Genomic DNA, 19898 nt, shown 5'->3' on the forward strand with positions numbered 1-19898 from the left:
CGACATCATGCCCTATCTCTTTGATTTAGACATGGTTCCAACCGAAGCGGTACTGTCTTTTGGCAGATCCCAGTCGCGCCAGTGGGTCGGCCGGATATCGACGCGAATGCCGGTAACGGCATTCCGCCAGCCCTCCCGGTCCTTTTCGCAGGGAAATATTACGGCGTGCAAGCCTTCCTCGTCCAGAACGGCTAGTTCGAGACTGCGGCCAAACGGAGCGCTTGCTATTGGATTCCACATCCAGCCAGCGTGGGTTGAAATGGGGTCCGGCGCTTTGATTTGAATCAGTTTTAGACGGCTTATGTCGAGGAACCTGCCTACCATGAGGCATCCGCGCGCCTCCCAATTTGACATAGCTCAAAGCGGCGCCTTCCCCTGTTTCGTAGGTTGACGTCCCAGCGGATCGAGCCCGTCGGGTCCGCGGCGTCACTTGCCGTATAGGAGCTCCATATGAACTATCAGCGGTTCTTCGAGGATGCGATCGACCAGCTCCACGCCGAGCGCCGCTACCGCGTTTTCGCCGACCTGGAGCGCATGGTGGGCAAGTTTCCGCGCGCCATCTGGCGTTCCAACGGCCGCGCCCAGGAAATCACCGTGTGGTGCTCCAACGACTATCTCGGCATGGGCCAGAACGAGGACGTGATTGCCGCCTTCCAGAACGCTGCCGGCAAGATGGGCTCGGGCGCCGGCGGCACCCGCAATATTTCCGGCACCTCCAACCCGCTGGTCGAGATCGAGCAGGAACTCGCCGACCTGCATGACAAGGAAGCAGCGCTGGTCTTCACCTCCGGCTTCGTCTCCAACGAGGCCTCGATCTCGACCATCGCCAGGCTTCTGCCCAACTGCCTGATCATCTCGGACGAGCTCAACCATGCCTCGATGATCGAGGGCGTGCGCCGCTCGGGCGCTGAAAAGAAGATTTTTCGCCACAATGACGTGGCGCATCTTGAGAGCCTCTTGCAGGCCGCGGGGCGCGAGCGCGCCAAGCTGATCGTCTTCGAAAGCGTCTATTCGATGGACGGCGACATCGCGCCGATCAGAGAGATCGTCGAGCTCGCCGAACGCTACAACGCCATGACCTATATCGACGAGGTCCATGCGGTCGGCATGTACGGGCCGCGCGGCGGCGGCATCACCGAACGCGAAGGCCTGGCCGACCGCATCGACATCATCGAGGGCACGCTGGCCAAGGCGTTCGGCACGCTTGGCGGCTACATCGCCGGCACCAGCGCTGTCGTCGACGCGGTGCGCTCCTATGCGCCGGGCTTCATCTTCACCACGGCGCTGCCGCCGGCCATCGCCGCGGCCGCCACCACCTCGATCCGTCACCTCAAGCGCTCGCAGGCAGAACGCGACGCGCAGCAGCGCCAGGCGGCCAGGACCAAGCAGGTGCTTGCCGCGGCCGGGCTGCCGGTGATGGAATCGGCCACCCACATCGTGCCGGTGCTGGTCGGAGACCCCGAGCTTTGCAAGATGGCGAGCGACCGGCTGCTTGGCGTGCACGGCATCTACATCCAGCCGATCAACTATCCGACGGTACCGCGCGGCACCGAGCGGCTGCGCATCACGCCCACACCCTTCCATTCGGACGCGCTGATCGCCCAATTGCAGGATGCGCTGGTCGAGACCTGGGATGCGCTGGGCATTCCCTATGCCAGCTCCGGCCGTCCCGCCGTCGCCAAAAGCGACCGGATCATTCCGCTGCTGGTGAGCAACGCAGGCGGCTAGACTAGGGCGCGATTTGCGATCGGCTTCAGCGCCAATCCGGATTTGACCGGCGTCGAGGCTGCCAGGCCTCATTCGGCGTCGACCAAGCTGCGGCTGGGTTCTCTAACAGCGCTCGTGATCGGCTCCATGGTGGGCTCAGGCGTCTTCAGCCTATCTCAGAACATGGCAGCCGGCGCCGGCCCGCTTGCGATCCTATGCGCGTTGTTCCCCATGCTTTGAGCGAGGTCAAAGATCGTCGCGCCGATCGGGATTACAAGGGCGCGGATTTCCTTTTCCGGGCGGCCCATGGGTATCGTCGACGACAACATCAGCGCAGTACCCGGGCACGGCAAGCCATGGAGTTTGCTCGGCCGCCTGAGGGAACATCCGCTTGCGCGCGTCGGACCCGGTTTGATCACCGGAGTAGCAGACGACGATCCGAGCGGGATTGCGACCTATTCGCAGGCAGGCGCCCAGTTCGGTCTCAACATGCTTTGGACGATGCCGCTCTGCTTCCCGCTGATGGCGGCAGTCCAGTCGATGTGCGGCCGAATCGGCCGCGTTACGGGAAAGGGACTTGCCGCCAACATAAAGGCGCACTTCCCACCGTTCGTGGTCGTCTTCGTCGTTGCGCTGCTCGTTGTGGCGAACACGCTCAACATTGCTGCCGATATAGCTGCCATGGGCGAGGTCGCAGAGCTCGTAACCGGCATGAGCCGACACATCGCCACTCTGATCTTCACATTCGCGACGCTGGTCCTGCAGGTGTTCGTCCCATACCATCGCTATGTCGGTTTCCTCAAATGGCTGACGCTGTCGCTTCTTGCCTATGCCGCGGTGCTCTTCATGGTCCATGTGCCCTGGGGCGATGTGGCGCTTCGCACCGTGTGGCCCAGATTGCCGATGAACGCCGAAACTGCCACCGTGGCGGTGGCGATCTTCGGCACGACGATCAGCCCCTATCTCTTCTTCTGGCAGGCTTCTGAGGAGGTCGAAGAGATGAAGGGCGGTCCTCCCCTTATCGCAGACGCGACCGGATCGGGGACTGAACTGCGCCGGTTGCGCTGGGACACCTGGAGCGGCATGTTCTATTCGGATGCGACGTCCTATTTCATCATCCTGGCAACCGCGGCAACACTGAATGCCGCCGGTATCACGCACATCGAGACTGCGGCACAGGCCGCCAGCGCCCTGCAGCCGCTGGCGGGCGATTTCGCCTTCGTGCTTTTTGCCGCCGGCATACTGGGAGTAGGATTGATCGGCGTGCCCGTCCTGGCGGGCTCGGCGGCTTACGCGCTGGCGGAGGCCATGGGATGGCAGGAGGGGCTTGAGCGCAAGGCGGGCGATGCGCGTGGCTTCTATGGCGTCATCGCGGTAAGCATCCTGGCGGCGCTGGCCATCCAATATCTGCCCATCAGCCCGATGAAGGCGCTGTTCTGGAGCGCCGTCATAAACGGCGTCGTCGCGGTGCCGCTCATGGTAGTGGTCATATTGCTGGCCTCAAGCCGATCGGTCATGGGCTCTTTCACGTCCGGTTGGCCGATCGTCATGCTGGGCTGGATCGCGACGGCACTGATGGCCGGGGCATCGATCATGATGCTTTTGCCCGGCTAGGGCGTGATGTGTGAGGCGGTTTTCGGACGACATCATGCTCTATTGATACGGCTGTGAGCGGCTCCTTTTTCGGTGCATTGATCGAGATCAAATTCTTCCTGCCATAATTGGTCATATGTCTTGCAATCAGGCGCTTAAGGTGAATTCCGCTCGATGAAAAATGCCGTCGCGAGACTTGTCGACACGTGCAACGCCGAAAGAAGCAAGGGATCGGACTTTCCCACGATCTGGAGGAATGTGCTAAAGGCGCACCCTTGCGTGCGCGGACAACCCATTCAGGACAGCGCAGAGAGCGGCCCTATTTTGCGGGTCCCTCTGACTACCGGCCAGTTTCTCGTGTTCCTGGGTTCGCATTTCATCCTGTTATGACCTGAGTATCAAAGCGTCCCTGTATTTTGGCTTTCGCGCTCGCGGTCATGCCTTGCGTTCCTGCAGGATGTTGCCGCCGTCCACGACGAGAACGGCGCCGTTGACATAACTGGCCCCGTCGGACGCCAGGAACAGCACGGCCGCCGCGACTTCCTCGGGGCTGCCGGCGCGGCCAAGCGGCGTGTTGCGGGCAGCGGTCAGTTCCTCAGGCGTCGAGGCGCCCGTCGCGATCCATCCCGGTGCCACGGCATTGACCGTGACGCCGCTGCGGCCGACCTCCAGGGCAAGCGCGTGCGTCAGGCCGATCATGCCGGCCTTGGCCGCGGAGTAGGCGGCCTCGCCTTCATTGGATACGTAAGGCCCCGTCACCGATGCCATGTTGACGACGCGTCCATGGCCGCGCTGCACCATGCCGGCCAGAAATCCGCGCGTGCTTAAGAAAGCGGTTTTCAGGCTGACATCGATGCCGCGGTCCCAGTCGCTTTCGCTGAGGTCGAGAAACCGCCGCTGCAATGCCGGCTGGGCGACTGTGCCCATCCCGGCATTGTTGACGAGGATATCGATTTCGCCAGCCTCGGCGCTTAGCCGCTCGACATCGCCCGACAGCGTCAGGTCGGCCATGAAAGCGCGGACACCGAGCCCCTCCGCCCGCAGTTCCGCCGCGCGTTGCTCGACGCGTGCGGACGAAGCGGTGATGGTGACCGAAACACCGGCCTCGGCCAACGCCCGCGCGATCGCCACGCCGATGCCGTCGGCGGCGCCCGCGCCGGTCACCAGTGCCTTGCGGGATTTGTGGAACTCGATCATTTCCCCTCCAGGATGCAGGCGCCGACATGTCGGCGCGGCCAATCACCGCCGCGACGAACCGAACCGGCTCAATAGCCGGCGCTGACGCCGAAATCGATCGAAAGCGCGGCTCCGGTGATCGGCGCCGCGCCCGGCTGGCACAGATAGTGGATGAAGGAAGCGATCTCCTCCACCTGGATGAACCTTGCTTTGTCCCCTTGCGGATAGTGCCCAAGGAGCCGGCGCTTGTAGCCGTCGGGGTCGTCCGCGCCATAGGTCTTGGCCTGATGTTCGATCATCGGCGTTGCCGTGTCGCCAGGACAGACGGCGTTGACCCTGATGCCTTGCGGGGCGAGTTCAAGCGCGAGAGCCTTGGTCAAAAGCACCAGTCCGCCCTTCGAGGCGCAATAGACGGAAGCCCCGTTGTTGCCGACGATGCCGGCGTCCGACGCAATGTTGACGATCACGCCCTGCGCCGCCGACAGATGCGGTATGGCTGCCGAGATCAGGAAGAAGGCTCCCTTGAGATTGACGTCCAGCACCAGGTCCCACTGATCTTCCTCGACCTCGCGTGCCGGTCCCTCGAGCCAGACCCCGGCGGCGTTGACGAGAATGTCGATCGCACCGCCCCACTCCCTGGTCTTGCCCACCACGTCGCGGCAGGCAGCGACGGAGCGGATATCGAGCGGCAAGCCGATCGCGTCCGCCCCGGCCGCGGCAATCTTCGCCACGGCGCCGTCGAGCTTGGAGCCGGGAATATCCGCGAGCACGATCCGCTCGCCGTCGGCGGCGAAACGCAGTCCGGTCGCCAGACCCATTCCGCCGGCGCCGCCGGCGATCAGAACCGTCCTTCCAGCCATTCGATAATCTCCGAAACGCAGCTCGGCAAAGGCAACCACGTCATTGAGCCATGTCGCATGGACCAGCCAGGCAAAACAATGATCTCAGCACGCGATCATCCCAGCTCGAGCGTCGTGACGCCGAAAACCGTCGACTGGTCGTTGCCGGGCTTGCCGCCCTTGTACATGCGTGTCGTCGTGAACCCCGGAACCATGCCGGCGGCCTGCAGCATGGCGGTGAATTGAACCTGGCCGGCCGGCACGTCGATATGCAATTCCTCGCCGGCAGTTGCGTCCGACAGGTCCGCCAGCATTGCCAGGGCAAGCTCCGTCCTGTCGGCGAACAGCGGCCCGACCTTGAAACCCTGCCTGCAACGGCGCGCCACGCCGTAGCCGGCAATGCCGTCCGATCGGGCTGAGAGCCGCGCAATCCGCGGCGGCCGCAGCCACTCGCCAAGGAAGGTTTCGCGCGGTGCTGGAAAGCACTTGCGATCGTAGGCGAAAATCTCAGCCGTGTCGCCGGCCGTCACGGGTCTTGTCTTGCCGCCCTCGGGCAAGCCGGCGGGGCGGCCGCTGTGGCGGACGGTCTCATAGGCAGGCAAGAAGCCCATACTCTGGTAGTTGGCCTGCTGCTCGGCCACCCCGTCGAGACCGATGATGCGGTTGCCGAGGCGCGCCATGCCGGCGTCCCAGACCGCCTTGCCGTGACCTTCGCCACGCCGGTCGGGCCGGCAGATGTAGAGGCCGATGAAGCCGAAGCCGGGGCCGTATGCGACGGCCGAAATGCCGGCCACCATCTCGCCGCCGACAAAGGCGCCGATGAACCCTTGTGGATCCGCCGCGCGAAACGCCGCGGCATCGCTGGTGCCCGGATTCCAGCCTTCCTCCGCTGCCCAGCCAACAAGCGTTTCCACCTCGCTGGCGGTCAGCGTCCTGATTGTTCTCGGCATCGTTTCACTCAGGGTTGGCCATCACCGCCAGGATAGGCCGCCCTCCGCAGGCTTCAAAGGGCTGCGCGGATTCCCCGTCACGTTATCGATCGGCGCCGACCGGCGCGGCCGACGCCAGAGCGCATGTGTTGGAGACCGTCGCGATGGCCGACAGAATGCGGCATCCTTGAAGCGCGAATCCTGCAGGATTGTCTGCGGATCGGCACCAGGGACGGAGCCCGACCCGGGAGGCGCTCCCCGCAGCCCGATGGCGCGGAACCCATGCTCGTCTGGCGGGACTCGTCAATTCAGCGCAGGGCTGCGGGCCCGACTATTATTGGGACGGCTTTCCAGAACCGATGCAAAGAGTTAGCAACGAATTCACGGCCTGATCGTTCGTTGTTCCAATGGGCAACTGGACACGACCGGCGAAGACTGGGAATCTTCATTTGTCGTTGCTTGGAATCGCATGGAGTACCATAGGAAATGCCGCTGAATGCCGCAGAAATCGCCCGTCATCCGGCAGCGCTTCGCGGTGTCCAGGAGCAGTCCAAGGCGCTCATCCATATTTATCAAACGAGCCCGCGGCTGGCTGCCGTGTTTGCCACCCAGCAGCGATGGCTGCTCGCTCATGTCGGCTTGGCTCTGCATTTCCGGCGCGATCCCAACGACCGCCGCACCGACATGACGATGGCGCGTTTCATCGACGTCGTGCGCCGCAATTCCGTGGCCAGCCGCAACACCGCCGAGGCCTTCGTCAAGGAGATGCTGCACTACAACATCGCCGAATATATTTCGGCCAGCGGTGATGGCCGCGCCCATCCGTTGCGGGTCACGGCAGGCACCATAGAGACCTTTACCGGGTGGATTTACGCGCATCTGAGAACGCTCGACCGCATAGATGGCGCCAACCGGCTGGAAAACCTCCTCGATCGACCCGAGATGCTGCCCACCTTGCAGCCGCTGATCGCCGATGGATTGCTGGCCAGCAGCGCAGTGCGGGAGCCTGGGCAGACTTTTTCATTGTTTATCTGGCTAAACAACGGCGGCATCATCATGGACTGGCTGATGTCCGGTATCGATCCTGAGGATGTTCATCTCGACAGGATACCGACCGGCGTCATCTCGGTCAGTGAATTCGCCCACTGGCTGAAGCTCTCACGCACCCATCTGGCGCGCAAACTGTATGATGCCGAGGCGCTCGGCAGCATCGGCTGGATCGGCCAGCGCGGCCATTCCGTGATGTGGGTTTCGAGGGCTTTCTTCGACGAATACATGGCCGTCCAGGCAGCCAAGCTCGCCGTCGTCGACGAGGCCTTCGAAGCCTGTATCTCAGCTCTGAACAATCGCTGACCGTCAAGACTCCGCCCGGCGCCGCGCAAGACCGGTACCCGCGCTGGCGGGCGCCACGCAGGCGGTCAAGCTCGCCATCATCGACGCGGCTTTTCACCGCAAGCACGACGCAGGCGAGGAGGCTGATCGCTTCTATCCGGCCTTCAGGATCGCGGAAAAACGCGGATCGAAGGTTCGGCTGATCGGCTCTGCCGCGGCGCCGACCGCGATCGCCCAGGGATCGGTGGTGCCGAGTTGCAGCCGTGGCAGGCGCCGGACCGGGCGATCTGCGATCGACGGCAGCAGCGGATGCATGGCCTGAAGCAGGAGCCGGGCGAGCGCCTCCGGCGCGCTGGAGGTGAGGATGACGGTTTGCGGATCGAAGATCGTTTCGATCAGATGCACGCTCCAGCGCAGGTCGGACCCGGCTCTTTCAACCCAGCCCATGACCCGCGGATCCTGCGCAAGCGCCAGTGCGCCGAGCGTCTCGTAAAGCCCCCTCTCGGTGGGGTCGAGGCCGAGATGCTGATAGAGCGAGGCCAGCGACGCACGGTGTTCGAGCGGCGTGGAACCGGGGCCGGCCGGCGAAAGCAGCGCCATGCCGACCTCGCCCGCATTGCCGTTGCCGCCGCTATAGAGCTCGCCATTGAGGATCAGCCCGGCGGCTATGCCGTAACCGACATAAAGGCAGACGGCGTGATCGACGCCATGCGCCGCGCCGACGATCCGCTCCGCCGTCGCGCAGGCCGCCGCGTCGTTCTGCAGGCCGACATCGAGCCCCGTGCCGGCCGCAAGCGCCTCCACCAGCGGAAATTGCTGCCAGGCCGGCATCATCCATTTGTTGTCGGGGTTCTTCAGCCCGAACGGTCCCGGCATGGCGACGCCCAGTCCGACCAGCCGCCGCTCGGACTGGGCAAACAAGCAAGCCAGCTCGCGCCTGACGTGGTCGACCAGGCCGAGGATGATCCTGGCGCCCGCCGAAGGCTCGTCGAACGGCAGCCCCGCCTCGGCGCGCGCTATCACCTTGCCGACGAGGTCGACCACCACCACGCGTGTCAGATGCCGGTCGATCTGCAGCCCGATGGCGAAGGCCCCTTCGGGAACCAGCCGGTAGGGCGTGAAAGGCTGCCCCCTGCCCTTGCGCACCGCATCCAGCGCCACGACCAGGCCATCGCGCTCGAGATCCTCGATGATGTTGGAAACCGCCTGCTTGGTAAGCTGCGTCGCCCGCGCCAGGTCGGCGCGCGAAAGCGCGCCGTTGAGCCGCAGCGCCTCGATCATGACGCGGCGATTATGGGCGCTCGTCCCCTCCTGGTTGGTGCCGCTTTTGGCGCGGATCGGACTGATATCGTGCACCGTCGTTTCCCCTCTTGACTCCATTAAAGGATTGATCGACTAATTAAGTCAAGCGAATTGACTTAATAGGTGAGACCTCCGCGGTTTTAAAAAAAAGACGGCAAAAGCTTTCGAGCTCCGCCGCACGCCGTTGGGGATGGATCCGGTCAGACGCGATGCGAATTCGAGAAAGCGGCACAGCCTTGGCCGCCCACTCGCAGCCGTCGAAAATGGGAGAAAGACAAATGCTGAAATCGATCGGTAAGACACTTCTGGGCGCGGTGTTCGTTGGCGGGCTGCTCGTCCCCCACGCCTTTGCTGAAACCACCACCTTGAACGCGCTCTTCATGGCGCAGGCCGCCTATAGCGAGGCCGACGTGCGCTCGATGACGGAGGCCTTCACCAAGGCCAATCCGGACATCAAGGTCAATCTCGAATTCGTTCCCTATGAAGGCCTGCACGACAAGACCGTGCTCGCCCAAGGATCCGGCGGCGGCTATGACGTGGTGCTGTTCGACGTCATCTGGCCGGCCGAATATGCGACCAACAAGGTGCTGGTCGACGTGTCCTCGAAGATCACCGATGACATGAAGAAGGGCGTTCTGCCCGGGGCCTGGACCACTGTCCAGTATGACGGCAAGTACTATGGCATGCCGTGGATCCTCGACACCAAATACCTGTTCTACAACAAGGAAATCCTGGAAAAGGCCGGTATCAAGGCGCCGCCGAAGACCTGGGAAGAGCTCGGCCAGCAGGCCAAAAGCATTCAGGACAAGGGCTTGCTGAAGACGCCGATCGCCTGGAGCTGGTCGCAGGCCGAAGCCGCCATCTGCGACTACACCACGCTGGTCAGCGCCTATGGCGGCGACTTCCTCAAGGACGGCAAGCCCGACTTCCAGAACGGCGGCGGCCTCTCGGCGCTGAAATACATGGTCGACAGCTACAAGTCGGGCCTGACCAACCCGAACTCCAAGGAATTCCTCGAAGAGGACGTGCGCAAGGTGTTCGAGAACGGCGACGCCGCTTTCGCGCTGAACTGGACCTACATGTACAACATGGCCAATGATCCGAAGGACTCCAAGGTCGCGGGCAAGGTCGGCGTCGTGCCGGCGCCGGGCGTTGCCGGCACCAGCGAGGTCTCTGCCGTCAATGGCTCGATGGGCCTTGGCGTCACGGCGGTGTCGAAGCACCAGGACGAAGCCTGGAAATATATAGAGTTCATGACCTCGCAGGCGACGCAGAACCAGTATGCCAAGCTCTCGCTGCCGATCTGGGCCTCGTCCTATGACGACCCGGCCGTCACCAAGGGCCAGGAAGAACTGATCGCCGCCGCCAAGCTCGGTCTTGCCGCGATGTATCCGCGCCCGACCACGCCGAAATACCAGCAGCTGTCGACGGCGCTACAGCAGGCGATCCAGGAATCGCTGCTCGGCCAGGCGACGCCGGAAGACGCGCTCAAGACCGCTGCCGAAAACAGCGGCCTCTGATCTGGCGTTCCCCGACGGGCGGGCGGCCTCAAAATACGAGTGCCGCCCGTGCTATTTCTAACCGGATGAAGGAAGAGAGGCGCCTCTGATGTCGGGCACCTGGATGGCGACGCGTGCGTGGCTGTTGATGCTGCCGCTTCTGGTGATCATGGTGGCCGTCATCGGCTGGCCGTTGGTCGATACTGTCAGGCTTTCCTTCACCGACGCCCAGCTGGTCGGTACGGCGGGCAACTATGTCGGCTTCGACAATTACACCAAGATGCTGACGAGCTCGAATTTCACCCGCACGCTGACCACCACCACTTGGTTCGCGGTCATCTCGGTCGCCGCCGAGATGGTGCTCGGCGTCCTTGCGGCTCTCCTGCTCAATCAGGAATTCCGCGGCCGCGCCGTGCTGCGCGGCCTGATGATCCTGCCCTGGGCGCTGCCCACCGTCGTCAACGCGACGCTCTGGCGGCTGATCTACAATCCCGAATATGGCGCGCTGAACGCGGCGCTGACGCAGCTCCATATCATAGACGATTACCGCTCCTGGCTAGGTGAGCCTGGAACGGCCCTGGCGGCGCTGATCGTCGCCGACTGCTGGAAGAATTTCCCGCTGGTCGCGCTGATTGCGCTGGCCGCCCTGCAGGCCGTGCCGCGCGACATCACCGCCGCGGCGCTCGTCGACGGCGCCGGCCCGTTCAACCGCTTCCGCTTCGTCATCCTGCCCTATCTTGCAGGCCCGCTCATGGTGGCGCTGGTGCTGCGCACCATCGAGGCGTTCAAGGTCTTCGACATCATCTGGGTGATGACACGCGGCGGTCCGGCCAACAGCACGCGCTCGCTGTCGATCCTCGTCTACCAGGAAGCCTTCTCCTTCCAGCGCGCCGGTTCCGGCGCCTCGCTGGCGCTGATCGTCACCCTGCTCGTCACCGTGCTCGCCGTCGCCTATGCGACGCTGGTCAAGAAGACCGCCGGGAGCGCGGCCTGATGGAACGCAAGAGCCCTGTCTTCACTGCTTTTATCTACGTCTGCGCCATTCTGCTCGCCGCCGTAATCCTGGCGCCGCTCGCCTGGCTCTTCATCATGAGCATATCGCCGGCCGCCGACCTCGCCGCCAAGCCGCTGCGCTGGTGGCCGCAGGCGGCCGACTTCTCCCGTTACACGCAGCTTATATCGAGGGCCGAGAACAGCGCCGGCGCCGCCTTCACGTCATCGCTGCGCAACAGCCTGGAGGTCGCCGGCATGGCGACGCTGGCAGCGATCGTCCTTGCCGTGCCGGCCGGCTGGGCCGTCTCGCGCACGCCTTCGGTCGGCTGGTCGCTGTCGATGGTGATCGCCACCTACATGCTGCCGCCGGTGGCCCTCTCCGTCCCGCTTTACATGGGTCTCTCCTATCTCGGCCTGCTCAACAACGTCTTCGGCCTGGCGCTGATCTATCTGACGATCCTCGCGCCCTTCACCACCTGGCTGATGAAATCGGGGTTCGATTCCATCCCGCGCGAAATCGAGGCCGCGGCGATGATCGACGGGGCGGGACTGCTCCAGACCTGGCGCATCATCACCTTGCCGCTGGCCGCGCCCGTGGTGGCGACGTCGGCGCTGTTTGCCGTGCTGCTTGCCTGGGACGAATTCTTCTATGCCCTGCTCTTCACCTCGGACCAGCGGGCAAAGACGCTGACGGTCGCCATCGCCGATCTCGCCGGCGGCCGCGTCTCCGACTATGGACTGATCGCCACCGCCGGCGTGCTTGCGGCCTTGCCGCCGGTGCTGATCGGCCTCGTCATGCAACGCGCGCTGATCTCGGGTCTGACCAGCGGCGGAGTGAAAGGATAATCATGATTGCGCAAAAGAACCGCCCGGCAGGGCTTGTCGCGATCGACCGCGAGATGGCACGCCAGCATGAGGATGCGCTTGCCTCGTTCGCCAGCAATCGAGAAGTAGCTGCCGAGGTCGCTGCCTCGATCAGCAAGAACGGCAGGCTCCTCCTGCTCGGCATGGGCGCCTCGCATGCCGTCGCCCGCGCCGTCGAGCCGCTCTATCGCGCGCATGGCATCGATGCCATCGCGCTGCCGCTGTCGGAGCAGCTCGGCCAGCCGCTGCCGCTGACCGGCAAGACGGTGATCGTCACCTCTCAATCCGGCGAAAGCGCCGAGGTGTTGCGCTGGTTTGCCGAGACCGGCGATCGCACGGAGACCTTCGGTCTGACGCTGGAGGAAGGCTCCTTCCTCGGCCGCACAGTGCCTTGCCTCGTCGGCGCCGGCGGTAGCGAGCTTGCCTTTGCCGCGACCCGCAGCCTGACCGTGACCTTCGCCCTGCATCTCGCCATCCTGACTGCGCTAGGCGACGATCCCGCCGGCGCGCTCGCCGGGCTCAATGCGCCCCAGGCGGTCGAGATCGATGCCGCGCTCGCGGCGCTGAGGATGGTCACGACCATCGTCACTTCCGGCCGCAAGCTTCAAGGCGTGGCTGAAGCCCTTGCGCTCGGCTTCACCGAACTGTCGCGCCTGCCTTGTTTCTCGCTCGAAGGCGGTCAGTTGCGCCACGGGCCGATGGAGATGCTGGGTCCAAGCATTGGCGTCGTGCTCTTCCGCGGCGACGACCCGACCGCCGACCTCGTCACCGCCATGGCCGTTTCAGTGGTCGAGACCGGGGCGCCGCTGATCGTATTCGACGCTTCGGGCAAACCGCCGGTCGCAGGCGCCGCGACACTCGCCTTCAGACCCGCCTCTGGGCTGGCGGCGATCTTTGCCATGCTGCCGGTGGCGCAGCGCCTGATGATCGCCTTCGCCGATTCCCGCGTCGAGAATGCCGGAACGCCGGTGCGCACCACCAAGATAACCAGGAGCGAATGATGCGGCCGCTCGCGGTGATCGGCAACGTCAATGTCGATCTGATCGTTGGGCCGGTCGCGCCCTGGCCGAAGGCGGGCACGGAGACCGTCGTCGATCATGACGACCTGCGCGTCGGCGGCCAGGCCGGCAACACCGCACTTGCCTGGCAGGCGCTGGGCATCGATTTCGACATCGCCGCCAATCTCGGCGATGACCAGTTCGGGCGCTGGCTGCGCGAGGCATTCGGGAGCCGCGCCGCGAGATGGCCGGTCCATACGGAGGGCACGACGCTGTCGGTCGGTATGACCCATCCGGACGGCGAACGCACCTTCTTCACCACCCGCGGTCACCTGCCGCGCTTCAACCTCGACGACGTGCTTTCGGTTCTGGACGGCAGGCGGCTTTCCGGTGGCTATGCGCTGCTCTGCGGCTCCTTCCTGACCGACGACCTGACGCGCCAGTACGAGGCTTTTTTCGACTGGGCGGAGGCACACCGCATCGCCGTCGCGCTCGACACCGGCTGGCCGATGGACGGCTGGACGGCGCAAAATTGTGCCGCGGCGCGCGCTTGGCTGTCGCGTTGCGAGCTTGCGCTCTTCAACGAGGTCGAGACGACGACGCTGGCGGGGTTGAAGGATCCCACGGACGCGGCACGCAAGATCCGCGACGGCATGAAAAAAGCCGCGACCGTGGTCGTCAAGCGCGGACCCGAGGGCGCGATCGCTATCGGCCCGGACGGCCAGCTCATCGATGCGACCGCGCCACGCGTCAACGTCGTCGACACGATCGGCGCCGGCGATGTCTTCAACGGCGCCTTTCTGGCGGCATTTGCTCGGGAGCACGCTCTGGCACGTTGCCTTGCAGCGGCTGTTCAGGTGGCATCGCGGGCCATTTCCACCCTGCCCCGCGACTATGGCGGGCCGATTTTCTTCGAGGAAGCCATCCATGAGCGCGCTTGAAATCCGCGATATCCGCAAGAATTACGGCAGCGTCGAAACGCTGAAAGGCATCGATGTCGCGCTCGAGAACGGCGAGTTCCTGGTGCTGCTGGGTTCCTCCGGCTGCGGCAAGTCGACCTTGCTCAACATCATCGCCGGCCTCGCCGAGGCGACCAGCGGCGACGTGTTGATCGGCGGCCGCTCGGTGCTTGGCGTGCATCCGAAGAACCGCGACATCGCCATGGTCTTCCAGTCCTACGCGCTCTATCCGAACCTGACGGTGAGCCGCAACATCGGCTTCGGGCTGGAGATGCGCAAGGTTCCCGTCGCCGAGCGCGACAAGGCGGTGCGCGAAGCGGCAAGGCTCCTGCAGATCGAGAACCTGCTCGACCGCAAGCCCGGCCAGCTCTCCGGCGGCCAGCGCCAGCGCGTTGCCATCGGCCGGGCGCTGGTGCGCAAGCCGCAGGTCTTCCTGTTCGACGAGCCGCTCTCCAACCTCGACGCCAAGCTGCGGCTCGAGATGCGCACCGAGCTGAAGCGCCTGCACGAGATGCTGCGCACCACCGTCGTCTACGTCACCCACGACCAGATCGAGGCGATGACGCTGGCGACCCGCGTCGCCGTCATGCGCGACGGTCGTATCGAACAGCTGGGCACCCCGGAAGAGATCTACAACCATCCGGCGACACTCTATGTGGCAGGCTTCGTCGGCGCGCCTGCGATGAACATGCTGGAAGCGGTTGTCGAGGACGGCAAGCTCGCCATTGCCGGCACGGATGCGCGGCTGGCGCTGCCGGCGCGCTACGCCAACGCAGGCCGCGGCGGTGCTCAGGTCATTGCCGGAGTGAGGCCGGAAGCGCTCCGGCTGGGGCCGGGCAGCGGCGCGGATCTGTCGCTGCCGGTCGAGATCGACGTCGTCGAACTGACCGGTCCCGAACAGGTCACCACGGCCCGGATCGGCGCGCAGAACTTGACGGCGACCTTGCCGCCACGCGCCCGCGTCGCCAAGGGTCAGCCATGCGCGTTCGTCTTCGATGCGGACGCGCTCCGCCTCTTCGATCCGGCCACCGGCAAGGCTTTCTGAGCAATCGCCCGCCTCCGTCTGCACGGTCTGATCGATAGCCGGGCCGGGTCAGCTCGCGGGCGAGGCTGATCCGTCGCTTCGTTCTCAATCGATGTCGAACGACACGCCCTGCGCGAGCGGCAGCGCTTTCGAATAGTTCACCGTGTTGGTGGCGCGGCGCATATAAGCCTTCCAGGCATCCGAGCCGCTCTCGCGGCCGCCGCCCGTCTCCTTCTCGCCGCCGAAGGCGCCGCCGATCTCAGCGCCCGAGGTGCCGATATTGACGTTGGCGATGCCGCAGTCCGAACCGTCGACGCCGAGGAATCGCTCCGATTCCTGCAGGTCGCGCGTGAAGATCGACGACGACAGTCCGGCGCCCACCGCATTGTGCTGCTCGAGCGCCTCGTCGAAATCGGAGTATTTCATCACGTAGAGGATCGGCGCGAAGGTCTCTTCCGTGACCGGCGAGACCTGGGCAGGCATTTCGACCAGTGCCGGATGCACGTAATAGGCGTCCGGATGGCCGTTCTCGACGCGCGTGCCGCCGGTCACCTTGCCGCCATGCGCTTCAGCCTCCTTCAATGCCTTCTGCATGTTGTCGAAGGCCGCCTTGTCGATCAGCGGACCGACCAGCGCCTTGCCCTCCAGCGGATTGCCGACCGAGACGGTTTCATAAGCCTTCTTCAGCCGCGGCAAGAGCGCGTCATAGACGCTGTCATGCACGAACAGGCGCCTCAGCGTGGTGCAGCGCTGGCCGGCCGTGCCCATGGCGCCGAAGGCAATCGCCCGCAGCGCCATGTCGAGATCGGCGGTGGGCGTGACGATGCCGGCATTGTTGCCGCCGAGCTCGAGCACGGCGCGCGCAAAACGCCTGGCGAGCCTGGGGCCGACCTCGCGGCCCATGCGGGTTGAGCCGGTGGCCGAGACCAGCGGCACCTTCGGATGATCCACCAGCACCTCGCCGGCGGCACGGTCGCCGATCAGCACCTGCAGCAGCCCTGCCGGCGCATCGGTGCCGAAACGCTTGGCGGCGCGCTTGAAGATCGCCTCGCAGGCAAGCGCCGTCAGCGGCGTCTTTTCCGACGGTTTCCACACCACCGCGTCGCCGCAGACGAAGGCCAGCGCCGAGTTCCAAGACCAAACGGCAACCGGGAAATTGAAGGCCGAGATCACGCCGACGACGCCAAGCGGATGCCAGGTCTCCATCATGCGGTGTCCGGGGCGCTCGGTGGCGATGGTGAGGCCATAGAGTTGCCGGGAAAGGCCGACGGCGAAATCGCAGATGTCGATCATCTCCTGGACTTCGCCCAGCCCCTCGGACGGGATCTTGCCGACCTCGATCGACACCAGCCGGCCAAGCTCGTCCTTATGCGCGCGCAGCTCCTCGCCGAGCAGGCGCACCAGCTCGCCGCGCTTTGGCCCCGGCACCAGCCGCCAGGCCTGGAAAGCCTTGTGCGCGGCATCGATGGCCTTGCCGGCGTCGGCGGCCGAGATCGACTTCAGCGCCGCGATCTGTTCGCCCGTCACCGGGCTGCGCACGATCAGGTCGCCCCCGGAAAGCGCATCCCCGGCGACGCCCAGTTTCTCAAGAAGTGAAGCAGTTTCCTTCGCTAACGTCATTTTTGTCCCTTTCATATCCCGCCGCTCATAGGGCGGGCGTGGAAGCCATGCGCCACGTCCGTGCCGTCGGGCACAGCCGGGCGCTTTCATGGCGTGGCATTACGCGTTTCGGGGGAAAACCGCTACCCCGGCATGGTCCAAGGCCGGATTGCGAAATTGGGCCAGACGGCGAAGCCGGATCAGCGCGCTTTTTGGAAGGAAGACTTCTCAGTGCTTTCCTTGATCAGCCGGTCGATATGCATGCGGATATGCGCCGCCTCGGCCGCGGTGTTGGCCAGCGCGATGGCGCGGTCAAAGGCGATGCGCGCCTCGTCGTTGCGCCCAAGCTGCATCAGCAGCCCGCCCCTCAGCCCGAAGAAGTGGAAATAGCCCGACAGCCGCTCTTCCAGCGGCTCGATCATGGCAAGCGCGGCTTCCGGGCCGCGCACCTTGCTGACCGCGACGGCGCGGTTGAGCGTTACCACCGGCGATGGCTGCATCTGCTCCAGCAGACCGTAAAGCAGGTCGATCTCGGTCCAGTCGGTATCCTCGGCCGTCGCCGCCCGCGCATGCAGCGCCGCGATCGCCGCCTGCACCTGATAAGGGCCGGGTTTGCGGTGGCGCAGCGCCTTGTCGACCAGCGCCAAGCCCTCGTCGATCATCTTGCGGCTCCAGAGCGAGCGGTCCTGGTCCTCGAGCAGCACGATCTCGCCGTCTTCGTCGAAGCGCGCCGGTGCCCGCGCATGCTGGAGAAGCAGCAGCGCCGTCAGCCCCATGATTTCAGGTTCCTGCTGAAACAGCCTGAGCAGCAGCCGGGCGAGCCGGATCGCCTCCTCGCACAGCGGCGCGCGAGCCGGCGCCTCGCCGCCATTGCTCGAATAGCCCTCATTGAAGATCAGATAGACCATTGCGGAGACTGCGGCGAGGCGCTCCGAGCGCTCGACCGCGCCCGGTGTCTCGAACGGCACGCCGGCATCGGCAATGCGCGCCTTGGCGCGGGTGATGCGCTGTTCCATGGCGCTTTCGCCGACGAGAAAGGCGCGTGCGATCTGCTTAACGGTGAGGCCGGACACGATGCGCAGCGCCACCGCGATCTGTTGCGTCGCCGGCAGATCCGGATGGCAGCAGATGAACAGAAGCCGCAGGATATCGTCGCGATAATGCGCGCCGTCCAGCCGCTCGGCCATATCGCCTTCGGCATCCTCGAGATCGGAAATCTGGTCCTCTTCCGGCATCGGCGCCTGCTTGGCGCGCTTGCGCACCGCGTCGATGCCGCTGTTGCGGCCGACGAAGATCAGCCAAGCCGCGGGATCGCGTGGCGGCCCGTTCTTCGGCCAGTTGTTGAGCGCCCTCAGGCACGCGTCCTGGAAAGCCTCTTCCGCGGCGTCGAGGTCGCGGAAGTAGCGCAGCAGCGCGCCCATCGCCTGCGGGCGGGCATTGCTGATCGCGGCGTTTATCCAGGCGAGTTCCGTCATACCGCGACCTTTGTCGGATTGAAGACCGAAACCGGCCGGATCTCGTAGGAACCGCCGCTCGGATTGACTTCGGAAAGCTCGCGCGCGAATTCGACGGCTTCGTCGAGATCGTCGCATTCGAGCGTATAGAAGCCGAGGAATTGTTCCTTGGTCTCGGCGAATGGGCCGTCGAGCACGATCGACTCGCCTTTGACCTTTCGCAGCGTCGTGGCCGCCGTCGTCGGCAACAGGCGCGCCACCGGCCCCAGCCGGCCCGCCTTGGCGTATTTGTCCTGCACGTTGAGGAGCTTTGCCATGACCTCGTCGTCCTGTTCCTTGCTCCAGGAGCAGACGACGTCTTCGGAGGCGTAGCAGAGGATGGCGTAAAGCATGGCAGGTCCTTTCCGTATCAAAGGACGCGACACTAGGACCCTTCCCGACACCAGGTCGATAAAAAAAATTATCGAGGGATCACTGACTTGACGATCGCCGCAACCGCCCGTCAGGCGCCGCGCGCCTGCAGCCATCTGAGCACCAGCGTTTCTTCCTCGTCGAGGCCGGGTATGACGCGCTTGTGCTTATTGGCTTCGGCCATTTCGTCGAGCAGGCGCCCGTTGCTCCACGCCTCGAACACCAGCGGGTGGATGTAGCATTTGCGACAGACGGCACGGGTGTTGCCCAACCGCTCGGCGACCTTGTCGACGATGCTGTTTGTCACCCGTTTCCGCAGCGCTTGGCTTTTCGGCAGTTCGGTCTGCGCAAACAGCGAAGCGGCGTGGATGGTGCCGCCCCAGGTGCGGAAATGCCTCGAGCTGAATTCGGCGCCGGAAGCTTCGCGAATGTAGCGGTTGACGTCCTCCGAACGCACCGGCCGCCGGTCGCCATTCTCATCGAGATATTGGAACAGCTTCTGCCCGGGCAGGTCCTGGGCGCCGCGCACGATCTTGGCGATGCGGCGATCGGCCAGCCTCAGCTTCCATTCCTTGCCCGACTTGCCTTTGAAGGCGAAGCGCAGGCTGGAGCCCGTGATCTCGACATGGCGGTCGCGCAGCGTGGTCAGTCCGAAACTCTTGTTGTCGCGCGCATAGGCCGCGTTGCCGATCCGGATCATGGTGTTGTCGAGCAACCAGACCACCGAGGCGACGACGCGCTCCATCGGCAGCCCCTGGCGGCGCAGATCGGCATCGATCTGCCGCCTGAGGGCAGGCAGGCTTTGCGCGAAGGCGACGAGGCTGGAATATTTGACGCCGTCGCGTTCCTCGGTCCAGTGCGGGTGATAGCGGTACTGCTTGCGGCCGCGCTGATCCCGGCCTGTTGCCTGGATGTGGCCGTCCGGATCGGGTGATATCCATACATCCGTCCAGGCCGGCGGAATGACGATCGCCTTGATGCGGGCAAGTGTCTCCGCGCCGACCTTGCGCCCGTTCGGACCGACATAGGAAAATCCCTTGCCTTTTCTCAATCGTCGGACGCCGGGATCGGTGTCGCTGACATAGCTGAGCGACGCGCGCTCGGCCGAATCCTGCGCACCGTTCCTTACTGTTTCCTCGCTCCGCGTTGAACGGTCCGAGGACAATTGTGAATGCTGCAACATGCCGGCTCCGCGAAATTATCCGTAGATAAAGCCGCT

17 protein-coding genes are annotated in these 19898 nt (G+C 64.6%); 9 read left to right on the forward strand and 8 right to left on the reverse strand.

Annotation, left to right across the window (positions count from 1 at the left end; genetic code table 11):
• Positions 1–450 precede the first annotated feature (450 nt).
• Together hemA and FJW05_RS12330 are read left to right on the forward strand one after the other, a co-directional pair.
• Entirely contained in the window at positions 451–1728 is a 1278-nt protein-coding gene (hemA, locus tag FJW05_RS12320; RefSeq protein WP_140632183.1) for a 5-aminolevulinate synthase, read from the forward strand.
• 285 nt (positions 1729–2013) lie between these two features.
• Entirely contained in the window at positions 2014–3321 is a 1308-nt protein-coding gene (locus FJW05_RS12330) for a divalent metal cation transporter (RefSeq protein WP_140632185.1), read from the forward strand.
• Between the two features lie 414 nt (positions 3322–3735).
• On the opposite strand, the gene FJW05_RS12335 is transcribed toward FJW05_RS12330, so the two are convergent.
• The 3 genes from FJW05_RS12335 to FJW05_RS12345 all read right to left on the reverse strand — a co-directional run bounded on the left by FJW05_RS12335 (position 3736) and on the right by FJW05_RS12345 (position 6265).
• Positions 3736–4497, reverse strand: coding sequence for an SDR family NAD(P)-dependent oxidoreductase (locus FJW05_RS12335; RefSeq protein WP_140632188.1), 762 nt, complete (start codon positions 4495–4497; stop codon positions 3736–3738).
• 68 nt (positions 4498–4565) lie between these two features.
• Positions 4566–5336, reverse strand: a complete 771-nt coding sequence (locus FJW05_RS12340) for an SDR family oxidoreductase (protein ID WP_140632190.1) — start codon at positions 5334–5336, stop codon at positions 4566–4568.
• A gap of 95 nt (positions 5337–5431) precedes the next feature.
• A complete protein-coding gene (locus FJW05_RS12345) occupies positions 5432–6265 on the reverse strand; it encodes a GNAT family N-acetyltransferase (RefSeq protein WP_140632193.1) in 834 nt (277 codons plus the stop codon).
• Positions 6266–6730: 465 nt separating this feature from the next.
• Here FJW05_RS12345 and FJW05_RS12350 point away from each other — a divergent pair, with 465 nt between their 5' ends.
• A complete protein-coding gene (locus tag FJW05_RS12350) occupies positions 6731–7597 on the forward strand; it encodes a hypothetical protein (protein ID WP_140632195.1) in 867 nt (288 codons plus the stop codon).
• Positions 7598–7729: 132 nt separating this feature from the next.
• Here the strand turns inward: FJW05_RS12350 and FJW05_RS12355 are convergent, their stop codons facing one another.
• Complete coding sequence (locus FJW05_RS12355) at positions 7730–8932, reverse strand: ROK family transcriptional regulator (RefSeq protein ID WP_140632197.1); 1203 nt, start codon at positions 8930–8932, stop codon at positions 7730–7732.
• Between the two features lie 224 nt (positions 8933–9156).
• Here FJW05_RS12355 and FJW05_RS12360 point away from each other — a divergent pair, with 224 nt between their 5' ends.
• The 6 genes from FJW05_RS12360 to ugpC all read left to right on the forward strand — a co-directional run bounded on the left by FJW05_RS12360 (position 9157) and on the right by ugpC (position 15236).
• Positions 9157–10398 carry an extracellular solute-binding protein gene (locus FJW05_RS12360; RefSeq protein ID WP_140632199.1) on the forward strand — a complete coding sequence of 414 codons (1242 nt, stop codon included), beginning with the start codon at positions 9157–9159 and terminating at the stop codon, positions 10396–10398.
• A gap of 88 nt (positions 10399–10486) precedes the next feature.
• The gene (locus FJW05_RS12365) at positions 10487–11371 is read left to right on the forward strand and encodes a sugar ABC transporter permease (RefSeq protein WP_140632202.1); all 885 of its coding nucleotides are present in this window, start codon (positions 10487–10489) and stop codon (positions 11369–11371) included.
• Positions 11371–12216 carry a carbohydrate ABC transporter permease gene (locus FJW05_RS12370; RefSeq protein ID WP_140541780.1) on the forward strand — a complete coding sequence of 282 codons (846 nt, stop codon included), beginning with the start codon at positions 11371–11373 and terminating at the stop codon, positions 12214–12216. Before FJW05_RS12365 ends, FJW05_RS12370 begins: the two co-directional genes overlap by 1 nt.
• Before the next feature lie 2 nt (positions 12217–12218).
• Positions 12219–13235, forward strand: coding sequence for an SIS domain-containing protein (locus FJW05_RS12375; protein ID WP_140632204.1), 1017 nt, complete (start codon positions 12219–12221; stop codon positions 13233–13235).
• A complete protein-coding gene (locus FJW05_RS12380; RefSeq protein WP_140632703.1) occupies positions 13235–14173 on the forward strand; it encodes a PfkB family carbohydrate kinase in 939 nt (312 codons plus the stop codon). The genes FJW05_RS12375 and FJW05_RS12380 overlap by 1 nt, the downstream gene beginning before the upstream one ends.
• Positions 14160–15236 (forward strand): sn-glycerol-3-phosphate ABC transporter ATP-binding protein UgpC, encoded by a 1077-nt coding sequence (ugpC, locus tag FJW05_RS12385; protein ID WP_140632207.1) that lies wholly within the window; start codon positions 14160–14162, stop codon positions 15234–15236. The genes FJW05_RS12380 and ugpC overlap by 14 nt, the downstream gene beginning before the upstream one ends.
• A gap of 84 nt (positions 15237–15320) precedes the next feature.
• On the opposite strand, the gene FJW05_RS12390 is transcribed toward ugpC, so the two are convergent.
• The 4 genes from FJW05_RS12390 to FJW05_RS12405 all read right to left on the reverse strand — a co-directional run bounded on the left by FJW05_RS12390 (position 15321) and on the right by FJW05_RS12405 (position 19862).
• Positions 15321–16835, reverse strand: a complete 1515-nt coding sequence (locus tag FJW05_RS12390; RefSeq protein WP_140632210.1) for an aldehyde dehydrogenase family protein — start codon at positions 16833–16835, stop codon at positions 15321–15323.
• Between the two features lie 179 nt (positions 16836–17014).
• Positions 17015–18289 (reverse strand): RNA polymerase sigma factor, encoded by a 1275-nt coding sequence (locus tag FJW05_RS12395; protein ID WP_095766416.1) that lies wholly within the window; start codon positions 18287–18289, stop codon positions 17015–17017.
• Entirely contained in the window at positions 18286–18660 is a 375-nt protein-coding gene (locus tag FJW05_RS12400; RefSeq protein WP_140632213.1) for a YciI family protein, read from the reverse strand. The genes FJW05_RS12395 and FJW05_RS12400 overlap by 4 nt, the downstream gene beginning before the upstream one ends.
• Positions 18661–18770: 110 nt before the next feature.
• A complete protein-coding gene (locus FJW05_RS12405; protein WP_140632216.1) occupies positions 18771–19862 on the reverse strand; it encodes a DNA topoisomerase IB in 1092 nt (363 codons plus the stop codon).
• Positions 19863–19898 lie beyond the last annotated feature (36 nt).

Origin of the sequence: Mesorhizobium sp. B2-9-1, assembly GCF_006439455.1 — a bacterium.
In the GTDB taxonomy this organism is placed as follows: Bacteria; Pseudomonadota; Alphaproteobacteria; order Rhizobiales; family Rhizobiaceae; genus Mesorhizobium.

What these genes read in the sequence shown, in the direction of transcription:
- FJW05_RS12380 (WP_140632703.1), top strand. Translation starts at nt 13,235, where the DNA reads ATGCGGCCGCTCGCGGTGATCGGCAACGTCAATGTCGATCTGATCGTT.
- FJW05_RS12405 (WP_140632216.1), bottom strand. Translation starts at nt 19,862, where the DNA reads ATGTTGCAGCATTCACAATTGTCCTCGGACCGTTCAACGCGGAGCGAG.
- FJW05_RS12345 (WP_140632193.1), bottom strand. Translation starts at nt 6,265, where the DNA reads ATGCCGAGAACAATCAGGACGCTGACCGCCAGCGAGGTGGAAACGCTT.
- FJW05_RS12335 (WP_140632188.1), bottom strand. Translation starts at nt 4,497, where the DNA reads ATGATCGAGTTCCACAAATCCCGCAAGGCACTGGTGACCGGCGCGGGC.
- FJW05_RS12400 (WP_140632213.1), bottom strand. Translation starts at nt 18,660, where the DNA reads ATGCTTTACGCCATCCTCTGCTACGCCTCCGAAGACGTCGTCTGCTCC.
- FJW05_RS12365 (WP_140632202.1), top strand. Translation starts at nt 10,487, where the DNA reads ATGTCGGGCACCTGGATGGCGACGCGTGCGTGGCTGTTGATGCTGCCG.
- FJW05_RS12360 (WP_140632199.1), top strand. Translation starts at nt 9,157, where the DNA reads ATGCTGAAATCGATCGGTAAGACACTTCTGGGCGCGGTGTTCGTTGGC.
- FJW05_RS12375 (WP_140632204.1), top strand. Translation starts at nt 12,219, where the DNA reads ATGATTGCGCAAAAGAACCGCCCGGCAGGGCTTGTCGCGATCGACCGC.
- FJW05_RS12395 (WP_095766416.1), bottom strand. Translation starts at nt 18,289, where the DNA reads ATGACGGAACTCGCCTGGATAAACGCCGCGATCAGCAATGCCCGCCCG.
- FJW05_RS12350 (WP_140632195.1), top strand. Translation starts at nt 6,731, where the DNA reads ATGCCGCTGAATGCCGCAGAAATCGCCCGTCATCCGGCAGCGCTTCGC.
- FJW05_RS12340 (WP_140632190.1), bottom strand. Translation starts at nt 5,336, where the DNA reads ATGGCTGGAAGGACGGTTCTGATCGCCGGCGGCGCCGGCGGAATGGGT.
- FJW05_RS12330 (WP_140632185.1), top strand. Translation starts at nt 2,014, where the DNA reads ATGGGTATCGTCGACGACAACATCAGCGCAGTACCCGGGCACGGCAAG.
- FJW05_RS12370 (WP_140541780.1), top strand. Translation starts at nt 11,371, where the DNA reads ATGGAACGCAAGAGCCCTGTCTTCACTGCTTTTATCTACGTCTGCGCC.
- hemA (WP_140632183.1), top strand. Translation starts at nt 451, where the DNA reads ATGAACTATCAGCGGTTCTTCGAGGATGCGATCGACCAGCTCCACGCC.
- FJW05_RS12390 (WP_140632210.1), bottom strand. Translation starts at nt 16,835, where the DNA reads ATGACGTTAGCGAAGGAAACTGCTTCACTTCTTGAGAAACTGGGCGTC.
- ugpC (WP_140632207.1), top strand. Translation starts at nt 14,160, where the DNA reads ATGAGCGCGCTTGAAATCCGCGATATCCGCAAGAATTACGGCAGCGTC.